This is a genomic window from Microvirga sp. P5_D2 (genome assembly GCF_054049475.1).
In genome coordinates this window covers 1-20,973 of record NZ_JBFUMH010000093.1, presented here as the reverse complement: position 1 = coordinate 20,973, position 20,973 = coordinate 1, and the positions used below count along the sequence as shown (strand labels likewise).

Genomic DNA, 20,973 nt, shown 5'->3' with positions numbered 1-20,973 from the left:
CAGATCAGAGCAATCCTTGGGTGACCCTGTCCACGCAACACTTCTATGACARCCGCTATGTCGATGTTCAGGAGGACCAAGTTCGTCACCGAAGCGGACGCGTGCACCCCTATACAGCACTTCGCTTTCGCATCGTCGGCATCGCTGTTTTGCCGATCCTATCTGATGGCAGCACCCTCCTGGTCGGACAGTATCGCTACCTGTCGCAGTGCTACACCTGGGAGTTACCGCGCGGCTCAGGCCCCAAGACAGAACCTGCGCTCGCAACTGCGCAGAGAGAACTTGAAGAGGAAACTAGATTGGCAGGGGGACAATGGCTGCAGCTGTCAAACCTCATGGTCTCGCCGGGCATCACCGACGAGCGGGCTCCCTGCTTTGTGGCATGGGATCTTGAGCAAAAGGCCGCTCACCCGGACCCGCAAGAAGACCTCACCATCAGAAGGCTTGCGTTCCGGGACGCCGTGGACGCTGCCCTTGATGGTACGATCCAAGATGCTGTGAGCATTGCCACTCTTCTGACGGTGCAAAGTCGGGCAGCGCGCAAGGATCTACCCGACGGCCTCATGCGACTTCTCGCACCTTGATGATCGAGCAGCCACTGTCTCGGCCCGATGAAACCCCGTCGGTAGAGAGGCCGCATGTGGCTCTATCCATGAAAGTGGTCGCCCTGCGCGAGATGCGGCTCCACCGGTTAGCCCTGATCGCACCCCGAATAGCAGGTCAAGAATGACCTCCGCATCGAGGAATCGCTTAGCGCTCATTGGCCTTGAGGCGATCGAACGTGAACCCTTTGGGAAGGCGACCACGATACTTGCGCAAGCTAGCCAAGACTCCAGTCACTTCTCGCTTCCTCGAACCTCGAACGTCCGCGATCCCGCGACCGAAATTTCGATATCGTCGCCTTCCTTGAGACCCAGAGCCTCAACGACGGTGGCGGGGAGACGAATCGCAAGGGTATCGCCTCATCTTGCGACACGCATCATACCCTCCATGATACAAAATCCAGATCCGTATATCGATATTATTGGCACTGCAAAACAAACCGGACCTCAGTACGATCGACGCTGAGATTGAAGGGGGCGCTGGTGCAGCCTGGAATGCAAAATCCATAACTATTGCCCGCTCACCTTCGGTTAATCCCAGCCTTGTCACCCATGTCGCGAATTCATTTCTCTAAAGTGAGCGAGCGGCAGTCTCTGTACACCGGACCCAGTGCCGGGATTGAACCCGGAGAGGCTTCAGGCATTTGCCAAAGCCAGCGCATCCCGATGTCAGCCATCATCACGACTTGGGGCGTCTCCGCTTCCAAGACCCTTTATGGCGCAGTCACCCTTATGATCAGCGATGATCCAGTCTGGTGATCCACACCTCTGGCGGCATGCCCCTCTCTGCCTCTTGATCTGAGCGACCAGTTTCCTCCACTCGGGAGAGGAGTAGAACTGGTCGACGATCTTGGGAGGAGACTTCAGCCTTGGAGGGGCAGAGGACAGCCTGGGCTTGATGTTAATGATCTTCACGGAGAGTGTGTAACATAGGATGGCAGGTGCAGTTGAAGAATTGCAGAAGCGAGCCGAGCGAACCGAACCGCGCCTTGGAACAGGGAATTGTGCAGAGCCCTGATAATGGCGCCGCCATCCATCGTGTGCCCGTGCGGTCAGGCTCCGAGCAACCTGCGCGCTAACACCGACTGCATGTCGCGTCGGCCATCGGCGATCAGGTAAATGATGACCTGTTTTCCTGTGATGCGGTAGATGGCACGGTACGGTGTGAACAAGGCCTGCCGGTATTCTTTGATGCCCAGCGCGACCAGTTCTTTCGGATAACTGCCGCGCTCCGGAAAGAGTGACAGGCTCTCCACGATCTCCATCAACTGATCCAACACGCGGTTGGCACTGGCCACGCCGTCGAACTCTGCGATGTAGTCGTAGATCAACTCCAAGTCCTGCTCCGCACCGTCGGTGAGCAGGACTTTGTACCGCGCGGGCGGGTTTGCCATCAGGCGGTTGTCCGTTTGGCGCGCAAGCGAGCGACGATCTCAGTGGCCGGCTTGATCTTGCCTGCGGCCACGTCCTGGTGGCCCAGAGCCAGGACTTTCAGAAGCGCCAGCGTTTCCTGGGTTTCCTCAAACGAAGCAATGTCTTGCAAGACCGCTTTGGCTTCACCGTTCTGTGTGATGACCAGCGGCTCCCGCCGTTCGGCTAGGTCCGTCAACACTTCGGCGGCATTGGCTTTGAGGTAGCTGATCGGCTTGACTTGAGATGAGTAGCGCATTGCTGTTCCCCCGGCAATCAGATAGGACTGAATATAGACTTTTAACGGTCTTAGTGCAAGGAGCGTTCAAGCAATCTCACTTCCCCTCTGGTGACGGTCGGGCAGGGATTGGCCTGCACGTCGCGGGTTTTCTCGCCGGCAGCGCTGACCTGAAACCACCGGCAGCCCCTTTCCGGCACGCAGGCCTCTTCAGTTACAGTGCTTTCGTGAAGATCATTAGTGAGCTTACCCACTGCGCTTGGCGTCGTGCTCACGGCTCCGCGCTCTGCGATCTAAAGGGGCTGTCATTGGGTGAGCATCATGGGCGTAACGTGTGCTTACCGACCTTGGTCCTACCACCGTGGAGCGTCAGAGTACCTCCTCCGAGCGCTCAGCGAATCAAGTCAGCATTCTATTGTTGGATTAGCCAATTGGGGGGGCTGTCTATGAAAATTCGGATATCATCCTGTACTGAGGACCTGTTCTTCAGATCCATCATGCCTTTGGCTCACCTACGATTTAGCTCACTCAATGCTGAGAACGATAACCGTTCACAGCCTGACCTATTTTGCCGGAGAGTCCGACAGTGGCTCTGACAAACACTGAGATTCGGTGATCGCGTAGCCAGCTGACGTTGCTTGGCGGCGTGCTGTCGCTGCCTTGCTCTACGGGCAAGGGGCCCTCTTACCCCGGAACTTTGGGTTAGATCGTCTTACCTAATCGACTTCTGCGGCCAGTAGCGGATGCTTGTTTGTCTGGTGCAGAAGGAATGGGCGCGCTGGACGAAGACCTGAAATCGGCAAGGCATCGCAGAAACAGGCTCGCTAAAGCAGTCTGTTTTAGCCTTTTCACCTGGATCGCAATTCTGGCCAGCTTTGTCTTGTGTGTTTGGATTATCGTCAGCGAGGTGTTCGGATGGCCGCTATAGGCTCCCTCAGGAGACCCAAGCGCTCAGCGATGCTCTCTTCGACGTAGAGGTTGGGCCCTCAGGCTCTCATTCACCATACGACGCATCTACCGCTTTAGGGGAGGTGCCAGTCTCATTTGTTGAGGCTAACTTTCCCGGATAGAAAGACAATATACCCATCACGCTAATGACGCTCTGGCTCACGTCCTCGATTGGGGCGTGCTTATCGTAGCTGTCGCAGCGCTGGTGTTCGTGCTTTCACTCACTATCCGCTAAGGAGACCGATGCGCCTGAACGGCGAAGCTATGCAATCATTGACGGTCGACTCTCGCTCTTGGCTACGGACACCTTTCCTACCGAGGAATCGGCCGAGAGGACGTCCACAGTGGAAGATGACATCGACCTTTTAGACCATGCCATCAAGAGTCGAGCCGGCGACAACATGGCCCGCGCCTTAAGATGGATCGGTCTGATAGGTGGTCTCGCGCTTCTTGGCATAGCAGGCGTCATCCTGCTCGATTAGCGCCTTTCCTCCGACCTACCTCAACAGCCCCAGCCTTACGGCTATGGTCATAAAACTGAGATGCTCGGCCGATACTTGCCGGGCATCATGAATACGATCAATCGAGACGTCCACGACCATGTCCTTGATGCCGAGGACTGCGCCAGCCACTGCCCTCAGTGGCTCTTCTTCCTCATGCCCATAGCTGCTGTGGTTTGCATGAGCGCTGCCTTACTGGTTGGCTAGGCTATCTCAACAATCCAAGGCTCTCGGCCAGCCACTCCTCAACATACTGGCAAGGGGCAACCCTTGTCAGCAGCCGGTGCAGATGCTGCGCGTTAATCTCTCCAACTTCGCATCTCGCGCACGCTGTAGAGCTTCGGCCCGTTTCCGGCTGACTTCAGACAGTGCAGCACTTTTATCTGCATCAACTGTCGCTTGCTCTATTGCATTCCCTGAAGGGGCTACAACGTTCCCATCCTGAGCCAAAGCAGCTTGGGGGCCGACCAAGAGGGCCAGGACGAAGGCGGGTGCCAAAAGGCGCATTGATCTGCTCCTGCAAAAATGCTGAGCATCTGAACCTATCACAATGAACGGCAATGGGTGGTCAATTCAGGTTTACCCTGCCTTATTTGACGGGGTGCCACAGTCCCAGCCTCTCAGCGATGCTCTCTTCACCGTTGACGCTGGGGCTTATCTCAACCATGAGACAGCCGTCGTTACGGATGTCGGACTTGCCAGGCATTCTTCTATCTATTGCCCGGTTGTGCCCGGTGCTCTAGCTCCTCCCGAAGGGCCTGTTGCCCTGGAGGAGATGACGATGAAAGTTCTGGTAACGGCGTTTGCCTTGGCATTGATCTCAACTGCATCGATGGCAGCTGAATCATCCTGCACAGCCCAGGCTACTGAGAAGAAGATCTATGGAGCCGCTAAGACCAGTTTCATGACCAAGTGCGAGCGGGAAATGAAAGCGTCCTGCGACAGTCAGGCCTCAGAGAAGAAGCTGCATGGCGCTGCTAAGACGAGCTTCACCAACAAGTGCGTCAAGGACTCTGTCGGAACCTGATATGGGAAAGCTCCGCGATCATGTCGGCGGGGCTCATCTCTTGCAGGCCCCGTATTCTGAAAGACGACATCGGCCATCAAGGATGTAAACGATCAGCTTGGGAACTTCAGGCTAGGGCGCTCGTTCACCTGCTTGGTCGCTCAGCCGACCAAGCTAAGGAGTAAGCCTTGCTCAAGAAAATGCTCGTCATCTGTTCGCTGGCCCTAGGCGGGTTTGGGATCAACCCCGCTACTGCGTCAGCAGCGCCAAATTCACTTCCGCAAGCCACAGCCGCTATTGAGACGCTCGGTAACACTGCACATTATGCGCAGTACTATGGGCCACCGCGCCGTCGATATGTTCCGCGGCGGTATGTTCCTCCGCAGCGCTATTACGGGCGTCGCTATTACGACCGCCGATACTATGGGCCGCCAAGGCGCTATTACGGAAGGCGGTACTATGGGCCACCGGTCAGGCGCCCTGCACCAAGAGGCTATTACCGCTACTGACTAGGGATGGGGCGTCTGCAGACGCCCTTTCCATGGAACAGCCACCTCAGATTCTCTCGGATGTCCTTGTTTCGTGCGTGCACGACCCAACGCCCAAATGTTCCTCACTCACGGGACTGAAATCGCGCACCTACTGTGCATGGGGTTGATCTCGCATGTCCGCGGTTGGAGGCTCGCCTCATGCCGCCCCTCCCCTGTTTCGCCGTCCACAAAACAAGGACCTTCACGCGGGAACACGTCTGCCGCGATTCTCATTGCATCAGCCTGGCCTCTGATCACGCGGCAGGCCGGTCAACCTTACCCTGCCATAGGCGGCGTCGAGGTCCTCCTGGGCAATGGCCGCACCACCCCGGCGAGCACCGGATTGTCCGATACGGTGGTGAGACGTTGGATCGGACTGGTGGAGGCCGCACGATCGGTCCAAGGCAAATTCGACCTGTCTTAAACGCGACGGCGGGAGGGGTAATCGCGATCCGGAGGGAACAAGCCACCACAATAGAGGACCGGGGCATCCAGCCCCTGCGCGACCCGCCCTGTCAACACTCAGCCCCCTCAACGGATTCAGCCTCAGATCGAAGTCCCTCTAGGACCCTCCCGGCGTCGGGATTGCTTGAACTGTGCACTCAGCATGATCAGACAACAAAGATATCATGGCTGGTGATCTTCAACTCTTTGGAGAACGTAACGATGGGCACGGCTTGCTTCGGCCCTGATCCATCGGGATCGTAGAGCAGAACCTTGTCTTGCTTGTGATAGACAATAAAGTCATTGCGATCCCGCGCTTCTTCGCCGATGGAATAAAACGCCTTCTTCAGTCTCTGAGGATGATGGGCAGAACCTGCACCGAGGGATTTGAACACGGCATTGTCGAGATAGAGACTGTCATCCCTGACGTTAAAATCGGAGATGGTATCCCGGTTTCGGTGGGCGCTCAGCGTCGTGTTGAAGACGAAGACATCCCGTCCCTCCCCGCCACTAAGGACATCATGACCTTGCCCTCCGTTGAGGGTATCCGCGCCTTCTAAACCGAACAGTCTGTCCTTGCCCTGTCGGCCTTTCAGATGATTGCCCGCGCTGTTTCCAACAATGCGGTCGTCGCCGCTCCCACCCGTGGCGTTCTCTATAAAGGATCGAGGATCACCCTGATGGAGCAAAGCGTTTGCGACGTTGCCGCGGGCCAATCGGAAGCCCCCCAGGTAAGCGAGTTGCCCGGTTGAAAGTGTCGACCAGTGTCCCGGGCGAAGATCGACAGACAGGTCGGCTCGGTAATTCGCAAAATCATAGGTGTCGATCCCGCCGCCGTCCCACACCGTGCAGAAGATCCTGTTCCCGCCGGGAAGACCTTGACCCACGCCGTCGATGAAGGCCTGCCCAGTTTTGTGATCCCACCGGTAAGTGGTCGGGCCTGCACGGGCCGAAAAATTGGCCCCGTACATCTGTTGCAGAGCGGCGATATCACCCATCATCAAGGATTGAGCATAGCCCCACGGCTCATTCTCTACGCGCGCGCCGGCGGCCCCAACGAAAGATCGGTAGGTCGTGACGGAGAACTCCATGGAGTCGACATCAACCGGAACGCGCCCGAAGACGGCGTCTTCGTGGGCATGCTTCAGCCCAAGGGTGTGTGCAATTTCGTGAAGGAAAGTCCAGAAAGCGAAGTTGCCGATCACGGGCGCATCGTACCGACCGCTTGAACTGTTGAACCAGGAATCCCCTCCGGCACCCGCTTCATCGAGGGTGTAGGTCCACCCTGTTTCTGCACCTCCGGACATGGCGAGGCGAATGTCCGCATGGGTGGATGCGGTTTCCTCAACTTCGGTGAGGGTCAGATTTGTAGTGGCTGAGATCATGCGGAAGATCGAGCGGGCGACACTGATCTGAAAGTTGGTAAGGGGTTCGAAATTGTTTTGCGGCTCTCCTGAGCCATACCCTGTCCCGTAAAAAGCGGCTTGGGCAGGGAAGCTGTAAGTCACCTCCGAACCGTTCCACTGCAGACCGGACAAAACACCGTCAATCGACGGATTGTTGGCTCGAACAGTTTCACCTGCAGCAGCCATACTCTCACCGGGAGAAGACGAGACTCGGAGAGTATTGGCCCTTATCCAATTCTTCTCATCGGCTAATGGGTATTATGTCACCTCCAGTTGTGGTTAAGTACAGGGCCCACAGTATTACCAACTTTGAGAAAAGATCCTCGCCGATTTACAGATGGACTCGGCCGCCGAAGCCTGCTGGGACTCGGTGCATGGAGCCACCAGCGAGTAGGTTGGTGCAGGGATAGCTCGCTGCGCCCACTGCGGTGAAGGATCTGACAGTGCCCATCCTATCGTTCATGAAATGCCCTTCGGCTTGGGCGGGAGATCCCCCCGTCTGGGTCTTTATCGACGATAGGCCGCGCCTCACCTCCGCCTTGTATGCTAAGCGGCTCTGGTAGCTCTGAGCTTCCGATGAGCGTTAGGAATGGACGGCCTGTGCTATCCCGAGACGCACTCCCTCGAACCGAATGGCGAACCATGCCCAACCAGAGCAATCCGTGGCAGACCCTCTCCTCCCAACGATTCTATGAGAGCCGCTATGTTGATGTGGACCAGGACGAGGTCAGGCACCGCTCCGGGAAGGTCCACCCCTACACCGCCCTGCGCTTCCGCATCTATGGCATCGCCGTGCTCCCCATTTTCAACGACGGCAGCACCTGCCTCATCGGCCAGTACCGGTACGTCGCGCAGCGCTACACCTGGGAATTGCCTCGGGGGTCCGGCCCCACACAGGTCGATCCGTATGAGACGGCCCAACGGGAGCTGAAGGAGGAAACCGGCGCGGTGGCTGGCCAATGGCTGCAGGTGCTGCGCTTGATGGTGTCACCGGGCATCACCGATGAAACCGCGCCCTGCTTTGTGGCCTGGGATCTCGAACAGGGTGCGGCTGACCCGGACCCTCAGGAGGAACTCACCGTCCGTCGGCTGCCCTTCCGGGATGCGGTGGCCGCCGCGCTCGATGGAACAATCAGCGATGCGGCCAGCATCGCCACACTTCTGGCGGTCCACGCCCGGGCGGCCCAAGGTTCCCTGCCCAGCGATCTGATCCGGTGCCTCCGGTAAGACGCCCCTTCGACGTCTGCTGGCAGCGCGGCCGCGCTGCGGCGGGTCAAGGCGCAGCATCTGTCCCATGCAGCCCTCCACCCACGGGATCCGCCCTTTGCACCGGATCGGGTCGAGGCCGGGCCCAAGCTGATGCTCGACACCTGTGTCTCCATCGCTGTCCTGCAGAGCAAGATCCCGCATTCGTGGAATGGTCGCCGGTTAGCATCCAGCCCAGTTGCATTTGACGAACCGATGAGGCCGCTGCAAAAAGTCCAGCATTGCACAGCGCCATCAGGGAGGGCTCATTGACGGCTCTTGGCCCCCATCACCAGTTTGCCTGTCCGTCATGTGGCGGCCCCTCCATCACCGTTCCAGGCGAAATCCATGATGCGGCTGAATTGCACTGCGCTGGCTGCGGTACGAGCCTTGGCTCGTGGCACGCCTTCAAGGAGCGGACGCGTCAGGTCATTCTGAAAGAGGTTTGGAGTGGATCGATCTCCGCGGACCGGGCCAGCAGCGACCTACCGATTCACGGCCCACACCGGCCATGGAGCAACCCTCAGGCCTAAGTCCCACCGCAGGTCCCACCGAGTCCCCGTCCAGCTGAATCGTTCAGCCTGAAAGCACGCATCGGTCAGCCAGATCATCGCCGTCCCTGGCTGATCCAAGCGACAGGGACCCGGAGACCAACTTGATTTTCAGAGATGATGAGACTCAGTTAACTGAACTAAGCTCAGGAGAGGCGCGATGCGGATCGTCAACATCCATGAAGCCAAGACCCACCTGTCACGGCTCATCGAAAAGGCGGCCCGCGGGGAAGGGTTTGTGATCGCCAAGGCTGGCAAACCCGTCGTCAAGGTAACAGCGCTGGATACCCCCGCAGCCGGACAAAGCCGTCGGCTTGGGTTTTTGGCTGGGCAATTCGCTGTACCGGACGATTTCGATCAGATCGGCAGCCCGGAGATCGAACACCTGTTCAGCGGTGAGACCTGATGAAGGTGTTGCTTGACCCCTATCTCTTGCTCTGGGCGGCTGGAGACCCCGATCGGCTTCCACGCGCAGCACGGCCATTCCTGGAAGATCTCCAGAATGAACCGCTGTTCAGTCCAGCAAGTCTGTGGGAGATCGCCATCAAAAGGGGGCTTGATCGTCCGGATTTCCGTGTCGATCCGCGGCTCTTGCGGCGCGGTCTTCTCGACAGCGGCTATGCTGAACTCCCGATCATGAGTGTCCACGCCGTGGAAGGTGAGGCCCTTCCTCCCATTCACAAGGATCCCTTTGATCGAATCCTTGTGGCCCAATCGATGGTCGAAGGTATTCTGCTTCTCACATCCGACGCGATCGTGGCTCCCTATCCAGGTCCTATGCATCTTGTATAATGCGCCCCCTAGAGTCCGCCCCAAGAAATGTCGAGCGCATCATGACCACGACCACATTGGAGCGGCGGCAGCCCAAGGCGAGAGCGCTGCAAGCGTTTGCGCGTCTGCAGTTCCGCCTGTCGAGGGCGTGACGTTACTCGAAGAGGCTGCGCCTCGGCAGTTGCGGTGACGGCTCGGGCTTCTTGCTTGCGGGATCACTCTCAGGCCTGCTCTTTGGCTCCGGTGTCAGATGTTCGCTCGCCGCCAGGAGTGTTGCCGGCCATATCCCCAGCTCCTTGTGGATCGTTCGCAGCAGCTCATCGTCCTTGATCGCATAATCGAGCACCCCTAGCAGGAAATGGGCCGACCTCGCAGACTCACGGATGGTCTCCGGCTGAAGGCCCGTGATGTTCAGGAAACGGATGATCCGGTCCACGTCAGCAACGATGAAGTTGAAGACCTCGACTGCAATGTTCTCAGCGTCAGCCCGCCCTTTGACTGCCTTACCCCGGATTGCCTCTGTCATCATCAACCTCAGCTTGGTGTGCCCGTCTCGTTACGAATGACTACCATAAGGCAGGCTTTATTGAGGATCCCATCACCGGGGCGCGCAACATCCAAGCGGAGATGCCCTGGCGAGCTTGGCTACGGTGCTCAAGGGCAGCCCGGCTTACCTCATGGGTTAGAGCGATGAGGCTGCTGCTGCGACAGGAATTCACGGCGTAAAAGCCGGGCCGTTCGATTCCGTCCAGCCTTCCAGATGCGGTCATGGCCCTCAGAATCGTCGACGAATTGCTGACTGCAGGCCACACCGAGGCCACTCGTCTCGCGGTCAGACGTGCCCTGAAATCGACCGCCATCGTAATATAGCGCCGGCAATCCACCGCGCTCTGCGAGGATTCGATCTGCGACGCCCACCTCGGTCACTTCATTCAACAGTTTACAAGGCGCAGCACCGGCGCGGATGGGCTCAAGCGACGAGGCAATCAGCGTCACGGTCCCCTGGCCCGTTCAAGCGCCGGCCTCCTGATTCGAACCCTCGGATGAAGACATGCGCCCCGATCATGCGGAACGACGCAGGCGCGCAACCTCAGCACCACTCCTGCTGCCGGGGCGCCGTTGTGCCGGGATGCGGCGTGGTGAGGCTTCCTTGAAGCGAATTCGCTGATGACTGGAGGCACCTCATCCACATCAGAATGCTCGCATTGCCCAACCACGCAATCAGGCACCGGCACCGATCCATGTCTCTGCCTTACCCGCCATCGCGGTAAATCTCTCCCAATGCGCTGCGTCCTATCCCTTTTGAGACCATTCTGACGGACAGCTCACTCGATAGGATCAAGACCTTCTCTTGGTGGATCATTTTGATGAATAGCGGCACCTCAGGACATGCTAACCGGCATCATGAACAAGGTGGATGGGGGTCGATCCTGACCCCGCAGGATGCCGGGAATTTGCTCATCGTCATCATCACGAGCTGGATCACCGCGATCGGCACTCTCATCGCCCTAGGAAGGTTCCATGTAGGCCTGATGCTGACAGTCCTCGGCTTTGTCACAGTCCTGATCGTCCTGAGCACCGGCGTATCCCTGCTCATCGCGGCGATGGTCCAGAAGGTGCCATCGCACCGGCGAGGCCGGTCCCGCCCCTAGCGCCTTCGGCTGCACGCCCCGATCAGGCATCCGATACCCCGATTCTCTCTAAGAACGGATCCTAAATCCAATCGGTCATCGTCGGTGTACCCCGTGCCCAAGAGCAACCACCGGTTCCTCCGGTCTGCGACGCTTCGGGTGCCATTATCGTGGGTCTGATAACCATGCGCGCGACCAGCAAACCGGACAGTTTGATGAAAGGCTTCTAAAGACGCAGCATGAATCCATGGACGGAGACCTCCTGCGCGTCAGTCGCTATCATATCGAGCGTATTCTGAGTTTTACCTGGCCAAGCCCGCCGTCAAAGGATGGGTGCCACCATCGTTCAGGCGGGCTCTGCGTGGAGGGGGATGATTCGTTCTGGGCGTACGGCCACTTGAACCTTCTGTCCTGCGGGCAGAGCCCGCCCAGAGGTTGCCGAGGCGGTCACAACCTGCCCGTCTGCCAGTTTCAGGTGGTATTCCGTGTAGACGCCGCGATAGACGACCCGCTCCAGAACCGCTTCAAACGTGATGTCCTCAGGCTTGGGGCGACGGTTGATGCGCAAGTCCTCCCCGCGGATCGCCACGGCAGGCGGATGGGCGGGGCTTGATAACAGTTGCGGAAGGGCGACCCGGAACGCAGAACATTCGAAACTGCTGCCCCTGCCCTGCCCGACCAGTTGTCCCTCGACAACGTTGCTGCCGCGGAAGAAGCTTGCCACAAACTTCGTTCTCGGGCGGCGGAACAGCGCGTGCGGCTCATCGACCTGGACGAGGTGCCCCCCGTTCAGCACGGCGACCCGGTCGCTCATTGTCAGAGCCTCCTCCTGGTCATGAGTCACGTAGACGAAGGCCGTGCCGGTGACCCTCTGGATGTCCTTCAACTGCGCCTGCATCTCGCGGCGGATCTTTTCATCCAGTGCTGAAAGGGGCTCATCGAGAAGCAGGAGCCTCGGCCGGGGCGCCAGGGCACGGGCGATGGCAACACGCTGCTGCTCACCTCCCGACAGCCGTGTCACACGGCGTTCCTCAAAGCCGGGCAAGCTCACCAGGTCGAGAAGCTCGGAAACGCGCTTGCGGACGGCATCGCGGTCGAGCTTCCGACGGCGCAGGCCATAGGCGATGTTTTGCGCCACACTCATGTGAGGGAAATTGGCATATTGCTGGAACACCATTCCGAGGTCCCGGCGCCACGGCGGAAGATCGGTGACGTCCTGGCCCTTGATCAGAATATGTCCGCTGTCAGGATGCTCAAGCCCTGCGATCATGCGGAGGATCGTCGACTTTCCGGACCCGCTCGGCCCGAGCATGGTGAAGAACTCTCCGTTAGCGACCTGGAGGTCGACACCCGCAGCCGTGACCTGCTTGCCAAACTGCTTCCGGACGGCCTGAACATGGAGGAGAGGAGAGGAGATCATTCGGTCCTGCTTGGAGGGTTAGCCGTGTTCAAGGGAGAGGGCCAGCGCCGTTCGAACGGCGTCCAGCATCATGTCCAGGCTCATCGACGCGAGATCCGCCCGCTGGTGCAGCTCAAGACGCCCCTCGCTGCTGAGGTCGTTCAGCAGATCAGCGACCTGCTGCGGAAGATAGGGCACATGAATGAAGCCGCAGCGCGCGCCGGTGCCCAGCCGCTCGCAGGCTCCTAGGGCACGATAGAGGGTCGCGTTGCACAGAAATGTTCCGGCCGTGTCCGATGTCCTCGCCGGAATGCCCTTCTCACGCAGCGCTGCAATGATCGTGCCGACGGGCAGGGTCACCGCCCGGGCAACCGGCCCCTCTTGGTCAACGCTCTCATCCAAGGGGCGCTGCCCGTCATTGTCGGGCATCTCGAAGCTGGCCCGGTTGACGGCCACCCGTTCGAGCCGGATGACGGGCTCCCCGGGCCATAGGCCGGTGGAGACGACAAGGACTGGGCGATGTTCCGCGATCGCGTCGTCCAGCGGCTGGCGTGCCGCACCGAGGGAGACCGGGAGCAGCATGCTCCGGACAGTACAGCCGCCGATCTCGGTTCCATCAAGGGCCCGGACGATCTCGGCGGAGGGATTGAGCTGACGCCCTCCGTAAGGTTGAAACCCGGTCAGAAGAATCTCAGGCATGGTGTGCCTCCCATTGGTTCAGGTTGCGGGTCGCCGTTCCCGGCCCAGCGCCACGAGCACCAGGATGAGCAGGAGCGTGACGGCGATGATGAGGCTCATCAGGGCGTACATGTTCGGGGTGAGGCCGACCTGCTGATACCGGGACCAGATGAAGGTCTGGACGGTGTTGTTTCCCCCCTGCACGACCGCCGTACGGATGGTTTCGTTGAACGACAGGATCACCGAGAACGTCGCCGCGCCGCTGATACCCGGCGCAATCTGAGGGAGCTCGATCTCGCGGAAGGCCTGCACCCGGTTGGCTCCGCACGTGTAGGCGGCCTCCAGGTACAGGGTATCGAATCCTGACATCACGGTCAGAATGATGAGGAAGGCGAACGGAAGAGCCCAGAGGGTCTGAACGGCCGCCATCGTCAGAAGCGAAGGATCAATCCCGGTCAGGTTGAAAAACAGGCTGGTCGACACCCCCATGCTGACGCCGGGAATGAAGAGCGGCAGCAGGATCACCGTGATGATCAGGCGGGGAATTTGAAACGACCGCACTGCTTGGGCCGCAGCTAAGGCGAGCAACGGCGCGGCGATCCCAACGATGGCGGCGAGAATGACGGAGTTCATCAACGCTCCGATCAGAGTCGGGTCGGAATGGATCGTCCCGAAGTGCTGCAACGTCAGCTGCCCGGTCGCCGGATCCTGGATCGCGAGAAGAAGCGGCGGCAGGAGCGGAGCATACAAAAATAGCAGAACACCCCCGAGGCACGGCCAGATCAGAATGCGCGTCCACGGCTTCATTATCAGCGCCCCAGCATCTTGCCCAGGAAGAGCCGCAGATCAAAGAACCGCAGCCAAAGGAGGAGCAGAAGCAGCATGCAGCCGACCACGACGGTCGACATGGCCGCGGCCATGGGATAGTTCAGCACGTCCAGGGAACTCGTGATGGCATTGCCCATGAGCTGGTAGCCGACGCCGCCGAGGATCTGCGAGACCGCCACCTCGCCGAAGGCGCCGACAAAGCCGAAGATGGCAGCGGCAAAAACGCCGGGCAGCGAAAGCGGCAGTACCACCCTCAGGAAGGTGCCCAGCGGGGGTTCGCCGAGCATCCAGCTCGCCTCGATGAGGCGCCTGTCGATGGCGCTCAAGGACAGCCAGATCGGATAGACCATGAAGGGCATGTAGGCCGCCACGAGCCCGAGATAGACGGCAAAGTCGCTGAACAGCAGCCAGTCGACGGCCTTGCTCGTGAGGCCTGTCCCCTGCAAGAACTGATTGATGGGTCCGGTACGCCCGAGGAGATAGGCCCACGAGAACGTCCGGATGACGTAGTTCACGAGAAACGGGACGGACAGAAGAAAGAGAAAGATCCGTGTTTGGCTCGGTCGCAGCTTGAAGGTGATGAGGTACGCGACGAGGTAGGCGGATACCAGCATCAGGAGCGTCGAGCTTGTCGCGACCCAAAAGCTCCTCTGCAGCACGGAGAAGCGCGCGCCCTCGAAGAACAAGGCATATGAGGCCAGGCTGAAGCCCGGCCGCATACCGATCATCTGGCGCTCCCAGAAGCTGATGATCAGCGTCAGGATCAAGGGAACCACGATGGCAAGGGCGCACAGAAGAACAGGCGCTCCGAGCAGAACCGCCGCCCCCAGGTCCCGACGCTTCACAGCCGCGCGCATGGCAACACCCCCGACCTTGTGGTTACGCAGCTTTGAAGCGCTGCCACTCTTCCTCATAGGCTTCGATGTTCGATGGCCAGCGAGCCTGCCAAGTTCCTCCGGACTGGAACTTGGTCTTCACGCCCGCATCAATGTCGGCGATCTTCTTCGCGGTGGCCGGATCAAACTTACCGGACTTCGAGGCGAACTCCGGTGCGGCCGGGTTCGTCATGTATCCGCGCAGATTGGTGATCACCGCGCCGTATTCCGGGCTCAGCATGTAGTCGAGGAGTTGGTAGGAGGCCTCGATCTTCTCCGGCGAGCGGTTGCCCGCGACGAGGTAGGCCGCCATGGCCCACAGCAGAAAGCCTTCCTTCGGCGACGCGTAGACGGCGTTGACGCCCTTGGCCTTGGCCGCGAACACCATCGGCTCCCAGCAGTCCATGACATAGACCTCTTGGTTCACGAGGAGGTTGACGGCTTGCTCGAAGCTGGACCAGACGACACGGAATTGCCCTTCCTTTTTCTTCTGGATCAGGAAATCGACAACCTTCTTGATCTCCTCCTTGGTCATATTGGAAGGATCTTTGATGTCGGCCAATCCAGCTGATTTCAGGTAGAGCGCAGTCTTTTGACCTGCCGTTGTATAGTTGTCCTCAAGTGCGACATAGCCACGGAACTTGGGATCGAACAATGCTCCGTAGGAATTCAGCTCACCACCGGCTTTCTCCGGGAGATAGGCAAATGAATCTCCCTGGAGCACGGTCGGGACGCCATACACCTTGCCGTCGTAGCCGATGAAGTCGAAGCCTTTCGACCCTGGCTTGAGGTAGGACGCGATATACTCGTTGTTCTGCCAATTCTTGAGCCGACTCGTATCGATGGGCAGGATCAGCTTATTCTCGACTAGGGGCTTTTGCATGCCGCCGACGACGTTGATGACGTCGTAGGTTTGCCGCCCGCCGCTGGCGATTAGCTGGTTCAAGACCGCCGATGGGCCATTGCCGATCGAGACAAGGTTGACCTTGTTGCCGGTTGCCTTCTCGTAGCCAGACCAGTCCCCGTTGGGATCGCCAACACCGATATCCGCGAGCGTGACCGTTTGCCCGGCAGCGAACGCTGCGCCGGAATGGAGCGCGAGCGCTCCGGCGCCGACAGCGGCACCTGCTAATAGAGTACGGCGGCTAAACTGCTTCAGTTCGTTGCTCATACTTCGCTCCCTCACCGGCCCGCGTCCGTGGCCCTGCAGCGGATGATGACGAATTACCGATAACTTGCCGTAAAATCGAAACTACCATCGTTTGGACGTTGCTGCCCAAGACGTCAGCGTACAGCACATATTGAGGCAATTCTCGCGCGCAAAAGGGGGGCTCTTTGCTGTCCTACAAAGAAGCGGCCGCCCTTGCCGCCTGGTCATAATACCCGGAGAGCATGCGCATCTGTCCCGCGATGCGCGAGAGCGTGGCCTCGTCAAGACCGAGGGAGGCGGGCGGAGTTAGCCGGATTGTGGGCGTCGACTGGCGCCCGCCGTCAGGACGTTGAGCCGATCCATGCTCGGCATGGGCTACGCGCCTCTGAGGAACGCGACTTCAACGCGCTTCTGCCGGCAATCATCATTCGCAAAAGTTGTTTATGTGAGCGAAATTGAGCGGGAGCCTGGTGAGACGGTTTCCACCGAATGCTCTTGGGGATCACGACGAGGGAATTGACGCATAGGCTTCCGTTGCTGCGGCCCAACGGTCCGGTTCTTCATAGAGGAAGCTTCGAACGACGCTACGGCGGCAAGATGGCTGGCCCAAAGGGAGCGGTCTGACAAAGGGCTGTTGCGAGCAGAGGTGGCAGTGACGGGGTTGGTACCGCGAACTTCAGGAGGATCAACGGCCCGATCAGGCCATAAGACCGTGCCGCTCCCGGTCGGCGTGGTCAAAATTGCCAAAATGCCAAAAATCCTCGGGAGCGGCGGCAGACCATGGGCACCGGCCTTGTCGGTAAGACCCTCTGGCTGCCGCTACGGGCCTTCCAGGCATAGCGGGCCTCGGCCCCGGAATGCCCGGATCCCTGGCTCATCGGTCCGGCTGGCTAAGGAACAGCTGGATTCTTGCTTGATCCGGGTGACAATCCGTCAGCACAGGGCATAGGAGGCCCGTGCCATGAGGAATGTCATCTGGGATGACCAGTCGCGCTGCTGCCGGGCCAGCAGGGACGCGCGACTTGAGGGTGTGGATGCGCCGGGGCGGAAAAGCGGGGCCGAGGTCGACCTGCGCGGAGGTCTGAGCGGACAGATGAGGACCCAGAGCGCCGGACGAGGCCTCCGAGCCGGGTCTGGCCACCCCAAGCGGGCGCTGTCAATCGGCCGCAAAGCGCCCCGAGAGGGCTGATCCTCATGGCCAATTGACCATGAGCCTGCCGGTCCGGCCAAGCCCTGAAACTCCCTTCGCTTACTGCCGGGAAAATTTGATTATTTTTCCTACATTGTGTTGCTTGTCAGTAGGCAGCGAATTGCACAGCATCATCGGCGGACCGGTCCTCACATCAAAAAAGCCCACGGCGCTTCTGCGCCAAACCCCTGCTATGTACCTATGAGGATAAAAGATGCGCGATGATACCCTGCCGGGCGGCATTAGGTGTTCCGACGTCACCACCGAGGCTGCTGAGGCCCTCGTGTCCGTCCCTGAGGTCGAGCTGGCTGTTCCGCCGGTCGTGGACAAGCCCGGCCATGCACTCTCGATGGGGCAGAATGGCCCCGCTCCGGTCGAGGCCTTCGCCGCCGCACCGGCGACCCGCCGTGCCGTGGGCGACACGGCGATGACCGCCGAAATCGACCTGTCGGTTCTGGAGCCGAGCCGCGCGCCGGCCCCGCGCTTCCCGATCGAACATGTGCCGGAGCAACTGCGCGAGATCTACACCGATTTGGCCGCTGGATCGCGCACGCCAATCGACTACGTGGCCACGGCGGCTTGGCCCGTAATAGCCGCGGCCGCCGGCACCAGCGTGTTCCTGCACATTGCGGAGGGCATCTATGAGCCCTGCCTGACCTGGGGGCTTCTCGTCGGCGAACCAGGCAGCGGCAAGAGTAATGCCCTGAAGCTCGTGGCCGGCGCGCTGAAATCCATCGACTTGAGTTACTCTTCTGCGAAGGTGCCGCTCCCCCCCGCCGACGAGGGTTCTTTCTCGACGGATGGCAAACGCCCGCGGCGCACGGCCACCCGCGAGGCTGTGCCACGTGCCAACTCTCGCCATTGCGCGACGGATATCAGCGTCGCCGCTATCATAGATCAGCTCATGGCTCAGCCGCGGGGCATGCTGGTCCATCGCGATGAAATCTTGGGTCTGGTGAGAGGAAATCTGACCCGCGGCGGACACCAGGGCCGTGCGGTGCTCCTGGAGGCCTATGATGGGCAGCCCTACGATTATGTCCGGCATGACCGCGAACTCCCTGTGCCAGCCCTGCATCTGTCTATCCTCGGCGGAATCCAGCCGGACAAGATCTCAACCCTTATGGGCCGTGACGATGACGGGTTTGCCGCCCGGTGCCTGATGGCTTGGCCCGATGTCGAGCGCGACCCGCGTCTGCCCACCGGCATCGGTTCCACGGCGGGACTTGAACCCGTTCTGCGACGCCTCCTCGACATGCCGACACGGCTACCTTTCCAAGGTCATCCGGTCGGACTCTGTGCCAAGGGTCGCGAGACCAGTGAGAAGGCGGCGCGGACCTGGCTCGCCATGGCGCGATACCAGAAAGGCCCGCTCCAGGGCGTCTATGTGCGGGCCCAGCAAGCCATGCTCCGACTAGCCCTTGTGATGGAACTGGGCGAGCGCGCTGCGAGCGGATTGGCGGGTGCACCAGACCAGGTCAGCCCCAGGATGGTGGTGGGAGCGGCCATGCTGATCCACCACTACTACCTGCCCTGCGCCGAGCGGGTTCTCACAGGAGGACAGGAGAGCAGCGAGGAGGATCAGAAGCGCCTCGCCTCTTTCATCGCCCATCGGGGAGAAGCAGTTTTCAATGCTCGCGAGCTCCGACGCAGCAGCGGGTGCCCGGTCCGAGAGCCTCGGCAGTTCACCGCAATCCTGCAGCAGCTGGAGTCCCATGGGATCCTTCGGCGGGTCCCCCGCCACCGCACTGGCCCAGGCCGGCCGGCGGAGGAGTATGAGGTCCACCCGGGCTTGCGGGCGGCGCTTCGGCCCCGCCGAGGCTGAAGCTGTCGAGGCGCGGGCGTGCCGCCTGAGGGTATGCCTGCGCCGTCTCAAACGAATTTTGGCATTTTGGCATTCTGACCTAGCATCCCCGCACAACCGCCATGGCCACTAGGTCGCCCCGTCATAAGCCGCCCTGCCCGCAGCTGACATCGGTGAGCGCTTTCCGCTCGTTGGCAATGACCGCTCAGGGCGCTGAAGCCCCTGTCAAACAATCGCTTCTGCGTCGCTGGCGGATGCGAGGGCTCAAGACCCGACGTTCAGGCTATGACTCTCGAACGGCCTGCTCTGCGAAATGCTCCAGCCTCCGCGAAATCTCGCGTTCGCTCTCCGCACCTCGTACAAGCCTGGAGACCGACAATCGCAACCGATCTGGCGGCATCTTTATCGACACCGGCGTTAGGAAGCATCTGGAAGCAAGCAGGGCACATCCGGCTCCCGATCGAGAACTGGTTGGATCGAGTAGCGCCCACATGGCTCCCTCTGTCGACCATGTGAACGGTGCTCCGCATCATCGAAGGGCACGATGGGGAACTGCATGGCAGCAGACGGGCCAAGAGGTTGGAAGGGTCCGCGTCGTGCCCTGCCACAAGGAACCGGAGGGTAGGCGTAAGACGGGTCGAGGACGGCTGGAGCGAGGTCGTCAGGCTGCCCCGCATCAGCTGTCATGTGGGCAGCGCGGCGCCGGCGTCAGCCAAGGCGATGTGGAGAGCGGAAAGGAGCCGGGCCAGCCTGTTCCAGCCCGGTCGCTCTCTCAGTCTTTGGCGAGGCGTCAACGGCAGAAACGACACTTGTGCGCGGGTGGCGAAATCGCGACCATGATGGACTTTGAGCGATGCCCTCCACCTCGCTTCCCGACGGTGTGCCGGAAGCGATGCACGGAGTGTTCAAAGCCTAGGAGCGATGAGCGGCAGCACGCACACCTCATCAAATCCATCGTTCTTGCTGGCCTCAGCTGCTTCCGCCCGAGAACCACACTGAGCCCTGTCAGGTTATTCCCTGCCGATAGGGCTCCTTTTGCCTGCTGCCTATTCCTCGCTTATGGAACAGACGACAGCCGGCCTTGTTGGTGTGAGCTTTGAAGTCCCAGAAGGCACCAGCATGAAGCCCTTTGTTATTGCTCTCGTTCTCACGGCTGTCTCATCGGCGGTCATGGGCCAGTCGCGAAACTCGACCCGGAGCATGAGCTGCGCTCAAGCCAGGGGGGTCATAGCTACTCAGGGTGCTGTCGTCCTACATACGGGACCAAACACATACGACCGCTACGTTCGGGATGCGGGCTTCTGTGCGGCGCAGGAAATGGTTCGGCCGGCTTGGGTCCCGACAGCCGATACTGCCCAATGCCCAATCGGAGGAGTCTGTCGATCCGTCGAGATCGACAACGGGCGATGAGTTAGCCTAGGCTCAGGACCTATTAATTTGGGTTGAGGTGTGATTCAGGGACTCCTGTCGAGGAGGCTCTGAATGGGTGGTCTGTTTCTGCTCAGTGAGCGTCAGATGGCGCGGATTGCGCCGTCCTTTCCGCTGGCGCATGGGGTTCCACGGGTGGATGATCGGCGGGTGGTCAGCGGGATCGTCTACGTCATCCGCAACGGCCTGCAGTGGAAGGATGCCCCGAAGGCATACGGGCCGCACAAGACGCTCTACAACAGGTTCATGCGCTGGAGCCGGCTCGGCGTGTTCGACCGGATCTTCGCCGCCTTGGCGGGTGAGGGTCCCAAGCCCGAGCGGATCATGATCGATGCTACCCACC

At 60.0% G+C, this 20,973-nt stretch carries 20 protein-coding genes; 9 read left to right on the top strand and 11 right to left on the bottom strand.

Annotation, left to right across the window (positions count from 1 at the left end):
* A partial coding sequence (locus ACXJKO_RS20185) for an NUDIX domain-containing protein (RefSeq protein WP_457092870.1) occupies positions 1-584 on the top strand: 584 nt, incomplete at its 5' end.
* 252 nt (positions 585-836) lie between these two features.
* Here ACXJKO_RS20185 and ACXJKO_RS20180 read toward each other — a convergent pair.
* From ACXJKO_RS20180 to ACXJKO_RS20170, 3 genes are all read right to left on the bottom strand, one after another.
* Positions 837-947 (bottom strand): AbrB/MazE/SpoVT family DNA-binding domain-containing protein, encoded by a 111-nt coding sequence (locus ACXJKO_RS20180; RefSeq protein WP_457092871.1) that lies wholly within the window; start codon positions 945-947, stop codon positions 837-839.
* Positions 948-1,654: 707 nt separating this feature from the next.
* Positions 1,655-1,996, bottom strand: a complete 342-nt coding sequence (locus tag ACXJKO_RS20175; RefSeq protein ID WP_457092869.1) for a type II toxin-antitoxin system RelE/ParE family toxin — start codon at positions 1,994-1,996, stop codon at positions 1,655-1,657.
* Entirely contained in the window at positions 1,996-2,271 is a 276-nt protein-coding gene (locus tag ACXJKO_RS20170) for a type II toxin-antitoxin system Phd/YefM family antitoxin (RefSeq protein ID WP_457092868.1), read from the bottom strand. Before ACXJKO_RS20170 ends, ACXJKO_RS20175 begins: the two co-directional genes overlap by 1 nt.
* 1,271 nt (positions 2,272-3,542) lie before the next feature.
* On the opposite strand from ACXJKO_RS20170, the gene ACXJKO_RS20165 reads away from it, so the two are divergent.
* Together ACXJKO_RS20165 and ACXJKO_RS20160 are read left to right on the top strand one after the other, a co-directional pair.
* Positions 3,543-3,680, top strand: coding sequence for a hypothetical protein (locus ACXJKO_RS20165; RefSeq protein ID WP_457092867.1), 138 nt, complete (start codon positions 3,543-3,545; stop codon positions 3,678-3,680).
* A gap of 799 nt (positions 3,681-4,479) precedes the next feature.
* Entirely contained in the window at positions 4,480-4,725 is a 246-nt protein-coding gene (locus ACXJKO_RS20160; RefSeq protein WP_457092866.1) for a hypothetical protein, read from the top strand.
* 1,120 nt (positions 4,726-5,845) lie between these two features.
* Here the strand turns inward: ACXJKO_RS20160 and ACXJKO_RS20155 are convergent.
* The gene (locus tag ACXJKO_RS20155) at positions 5,846-7,270 is read right to left on the bottom strand and encodes a M10 family metallopeptidase (RefSeq protein ID WP_457092865.1); all 1,425 of its coding nucleotides are present in this window, start codon (positions 7,268-7,270) and stop codon (positions 5,846-5,848) included.
* Between the two features lie 456 nt (positions 7,271-7,726).
* On the opposite strand from ACXJKO_RS20155, the gene ACXJKO_RS20150 reads away from it, so the two are divergent.
* The 3 genes from ACXJKO_RS20150 (at position 7,727) to ACXJKO_RS20140 (ending at position 9,672) form a co-directional block, all read left to right on the top strand.
* The gene (locus ACXJKO_RS20150; RefSeq protein WP_457092864.1) at positions 7,727-8,311 is read left to right on the top strand and encodes an NUDIX domain-containing protein; all 585 of its coding nucleotides are present in this window, start codon (positions 7,727-7,729) and stop codon (positions 8,309-8,311) included.
* A gap of 729 nt (positions 8,312-9,040) precedes the next feature.
* Positions 9,041-9,286, top strand: coding sequence for a type II toxin-antitoxin system Phd/YefM family antitoxin (locus ACXJKO_RS20145; RefSeq protein ID WP_457092863.1), 246 nt, complete (start codon positions 9,041-9,043; stop codon positions 9,284-9,286).
* Complete coding sequence (locus ACXJKO_RS20140) at positions 9,286-9,672, top strand: type II toxin-antitoxin system VapC family toxin (RefSeq protein ID WP_457092862.1); 387 nt, start codon at positions 9,286-9,288, stop codon at positions 9,670-9,672. Before ACXJKO_RS20145 ends, ACXJKO_RS20140 begins: the two co-directional genes overlap by 1 nt.
* 133 nt (positions 9,673-9,805) lie before the next feature.
* Here ACXJKO_RS20140 and ACXJKO_RS20135 read toward each other — a convergent pair whose 3' ends face one another.
* Together ACXJKO_RS20135 and ACXJKO_RS20130 are read right to left on the bottom strand one after the other, a co-directional pair.
* Positions 9,806-10,177 carry a DUF3572 family protein gene (locus ACXJKO_RS20135; protein WP_457092861.1) on the bottom strand — a complete coding sequence of 124 codons (372 nt, stop codon included), beginning with the start codon at positions 10,175-10,177 and terminating at the stop codon, positions 9,806-9,808.
* A 149-nt stretch (positions 10,178-10,326) separates the two neighbouring features.
* Positions 10,327-10,647: a hypothetical protein gene (locus ACXJKO_RS20130; protein ID WP_457092860.1), complete on the bottom strand. Its 321-nt coding sequence runs from the start codon at positions 10,645-10,647 to the stop codon at positions 10,327-10,329.
* A gap of 371 nt (positions 10,648-11,018) precedes the next feature.
* Here ACXJKO_RS20130 and ACXJKO_RS20125 point away from each other — a divergent pair, with 371 nt between their 5' ends.
* Positions 11,019-11,303 (top strand): hypothetical protein, encoded by a 285-nt coding sequence (locus ACXJKO_RS20125; RefSeq protein WP_457092859.1) that lies wholly within the window; start codon positions 11,019-11,021, stop codon positions 11,301-11,303.
* Positions 11,304-11,628: 325 nt separating this feature from the next.
* On the opposite strand, the gene ACXJKO_RS20120 is transcribed toward ACXJKO_RS20125, so the two are convergent.
* From ACXJKO_RS20120 to ACXJKO_RS20100, 5 genes are all read right to left on the bottom strand, one after another.
* Positions 11,629-12,702 (bottom strand): ABC transporter ATP-binding protein, encoded by a 1,074-nt coding sequence (locus tag ACXJKO_RS20120; RefSeq protein ID WP_457092858.1) that lies wholly within the window; start codon positions 12,700-12,702, stop codon positions 11,629-11,631.
* Between the two features lie 18 nt (positions 12,703-12,720).
* Positions 12,721-13,380 carry a pyroglutamyl-peptidase I family protein gene (locus ACXJKO_RS20115; protein WP_457092857.1) on the bottom strand — a complete coding sequence of 220 codons (660 nt, stop codon included), beginning with the start codon at positions 13,378-13,380 and terminating at the stop codon, positions 12,721-12,723.
* 18 nt (positions 13,381-13,398) lie between these two features.
* Entirely contained in the window at positions 13,399-13,992 is a 594-nt protein-coding gene (locus ACXJKO_RS20110) for an ABC transporter permease (protein ID WP_457092856.1), read from the bottom strand.
* Positions 13,993-14,168: 176 nt separating this feature from the next.
* Positions 14,169-15,044, bottom strand: coding sequence for an ABC transporter permease (locus ACXJKO_RS20105; protein WP_457092855.1), 876 nt, complete (start codon positions 15,042-15,044; stop codon positions 14,169-14,171).
* 22 nt (positions 15,045-15,066) lie between these two features.
* Positions 15,067-16,233, bottom strand: a complete 1,167-nt coding sequence (locus ACXJKO_RS20100; protein WP_457092854.1) for an ABC transporter substrate-binding protein — start codon at positions 16,231-16,233, stop codon at positions 15,067-15,069.
* Positions 16,234-17,615: 1,382 nt separating this feature from the next.
* Between ACXJKO_RS20100 and ACXJKO_RS20095 the strand changes: the two genes are divergently transcribed.
* Entirely contained in the window at positions 17,616-19,223 is a 1,608-nt protein-coding gene (locus ACXJKO_RS20095; RefSeq protein ID WP_457092853.1) for a DUF3987 domain-containing protein, read from the top strand.
* Between the two features lie 1,461 nt (positions 19,224-20,684).
* Positions 20,685-20,973, top strand: a 289-nt coding sequence (locus ACXJKO_RS20090) for a transposase (protein ID WP_457092852.1), incomplete at its 3' end; no start/stop codon positions are given.

Excerpts from the sequence above, each read along its gene's own strand:
- ACXJKO_RS20175 (WP_457092869.1), bottom strand. The coding sequence starts at position 1,996 with ATGGCAAACCCGCCCGCGCGGTACAAAGTCCTGCTCACCGACGGTGCG.
- ACXJKO_RS20170 (WP_457092868.1), bottom strand. The coding sequence starts at position 2,271 with ATGCGCTACTCATCTCAAGTCAAGCCGATCAGCTACCTCAAAGCCAAT.
- ACXJKO_RS20160 (WP_457092866.1), top strand. The coding sequence starts at position 4,480 with ATGAAAGTTCTGGTAACGGCGTTTGCCTTGGCATTGATCTCAACTGCA.
- ACXJKO_RS20155 (WP_457092865.1), bottom strand. The coding sequence starts at position 7,270 with ATGGCTGCTGCAGGTGAAACTGTTCGAGCCAACAATCCGTCGATTGAC.
- ACXJKO_RS20150 (WP_457092864.1), top strand. The coding sequence starts at position 7,727 with ATGCCCAACCAGAGCAATCCGTGGCAGACCCTCTCCTCCCAACGATTC.
- ACXJKO_RS20145 (WP_457092863.1), top strand. The coding sequence starts at position 9,041 with ATGCGGATCGTCAACATCCATGAAGCCAAGACCCACCTGTCACGGCTC.
- ACXJKO_RS20140 (WP_457092862.1), top strand. The coding sequence starts at position 9,286 with ATGAAGGTGTTGCTTGACCCCTATCTCTTGCTCTGGGCGGCTGGAGAC.
- ACXJKO_RS20135 (WP_457092861.1), bottom strand. The coding sequence starts at position 10,177 with ATGACAGAGGCAATCCGGGGTAAGGCAGTCAAAGGGCGGGCTGACGCT.
- ACXJKO_RS20125 (WP_457092859.1), top strand. The coding sequence starts at position 11,019 with ATGAATAGCGGCACCTCAGGACATGCTAACCGGCATCATGAACAAGGT.
- ACXJKO_RS20120 (WP_457092858.1), bottom strand. The coding sequence starts at position 12,702 with ATGATCTCCTCTCCTCTCCTCCATGTTCAGGCCGTCCGGAAGCAGTTT.
- ACXJKO_RS20115 (WP_457092857.1), bottom strand. The coding sequence starts at position 13,380 with ATGCCTGAGATTCTTCTGACCGGGTTTCAACCTTACGGAGGGCGTCAG.
- ACXJKO_RS20110 (WP_457092856.1), bottom strand. The coding sequence starts at position 13,992 with ATGAACTCCGTCATTCTCGCCGCCATCGTTGGGATCGCCGCGCCGTTG.
- ACXJKO_RS20105 (WP_457092855.1), bottom strand. The coding sequence starts at position 15,044 with ATGCGCGCGGCTGTGAAGCGTCGGGACCTGGGGGCGGCGGTTCTGCTC.
- ACXJKO_RS20100 (WP_457092854.1), bottom strand. The coding sequence starts at position 16,233 with ATGAGCAACGAACTGAAGCAGTTTAGCCGCCGTACTCTATTAGCAGGT.
- ACXJKO_RS20095 (WP_457092853.1), top strand. The coding sequence starts at position 17,616 with ATGCGCGATGATACCCTGCCGGGCGGCATTAGGTGTTCCGACGTCACC.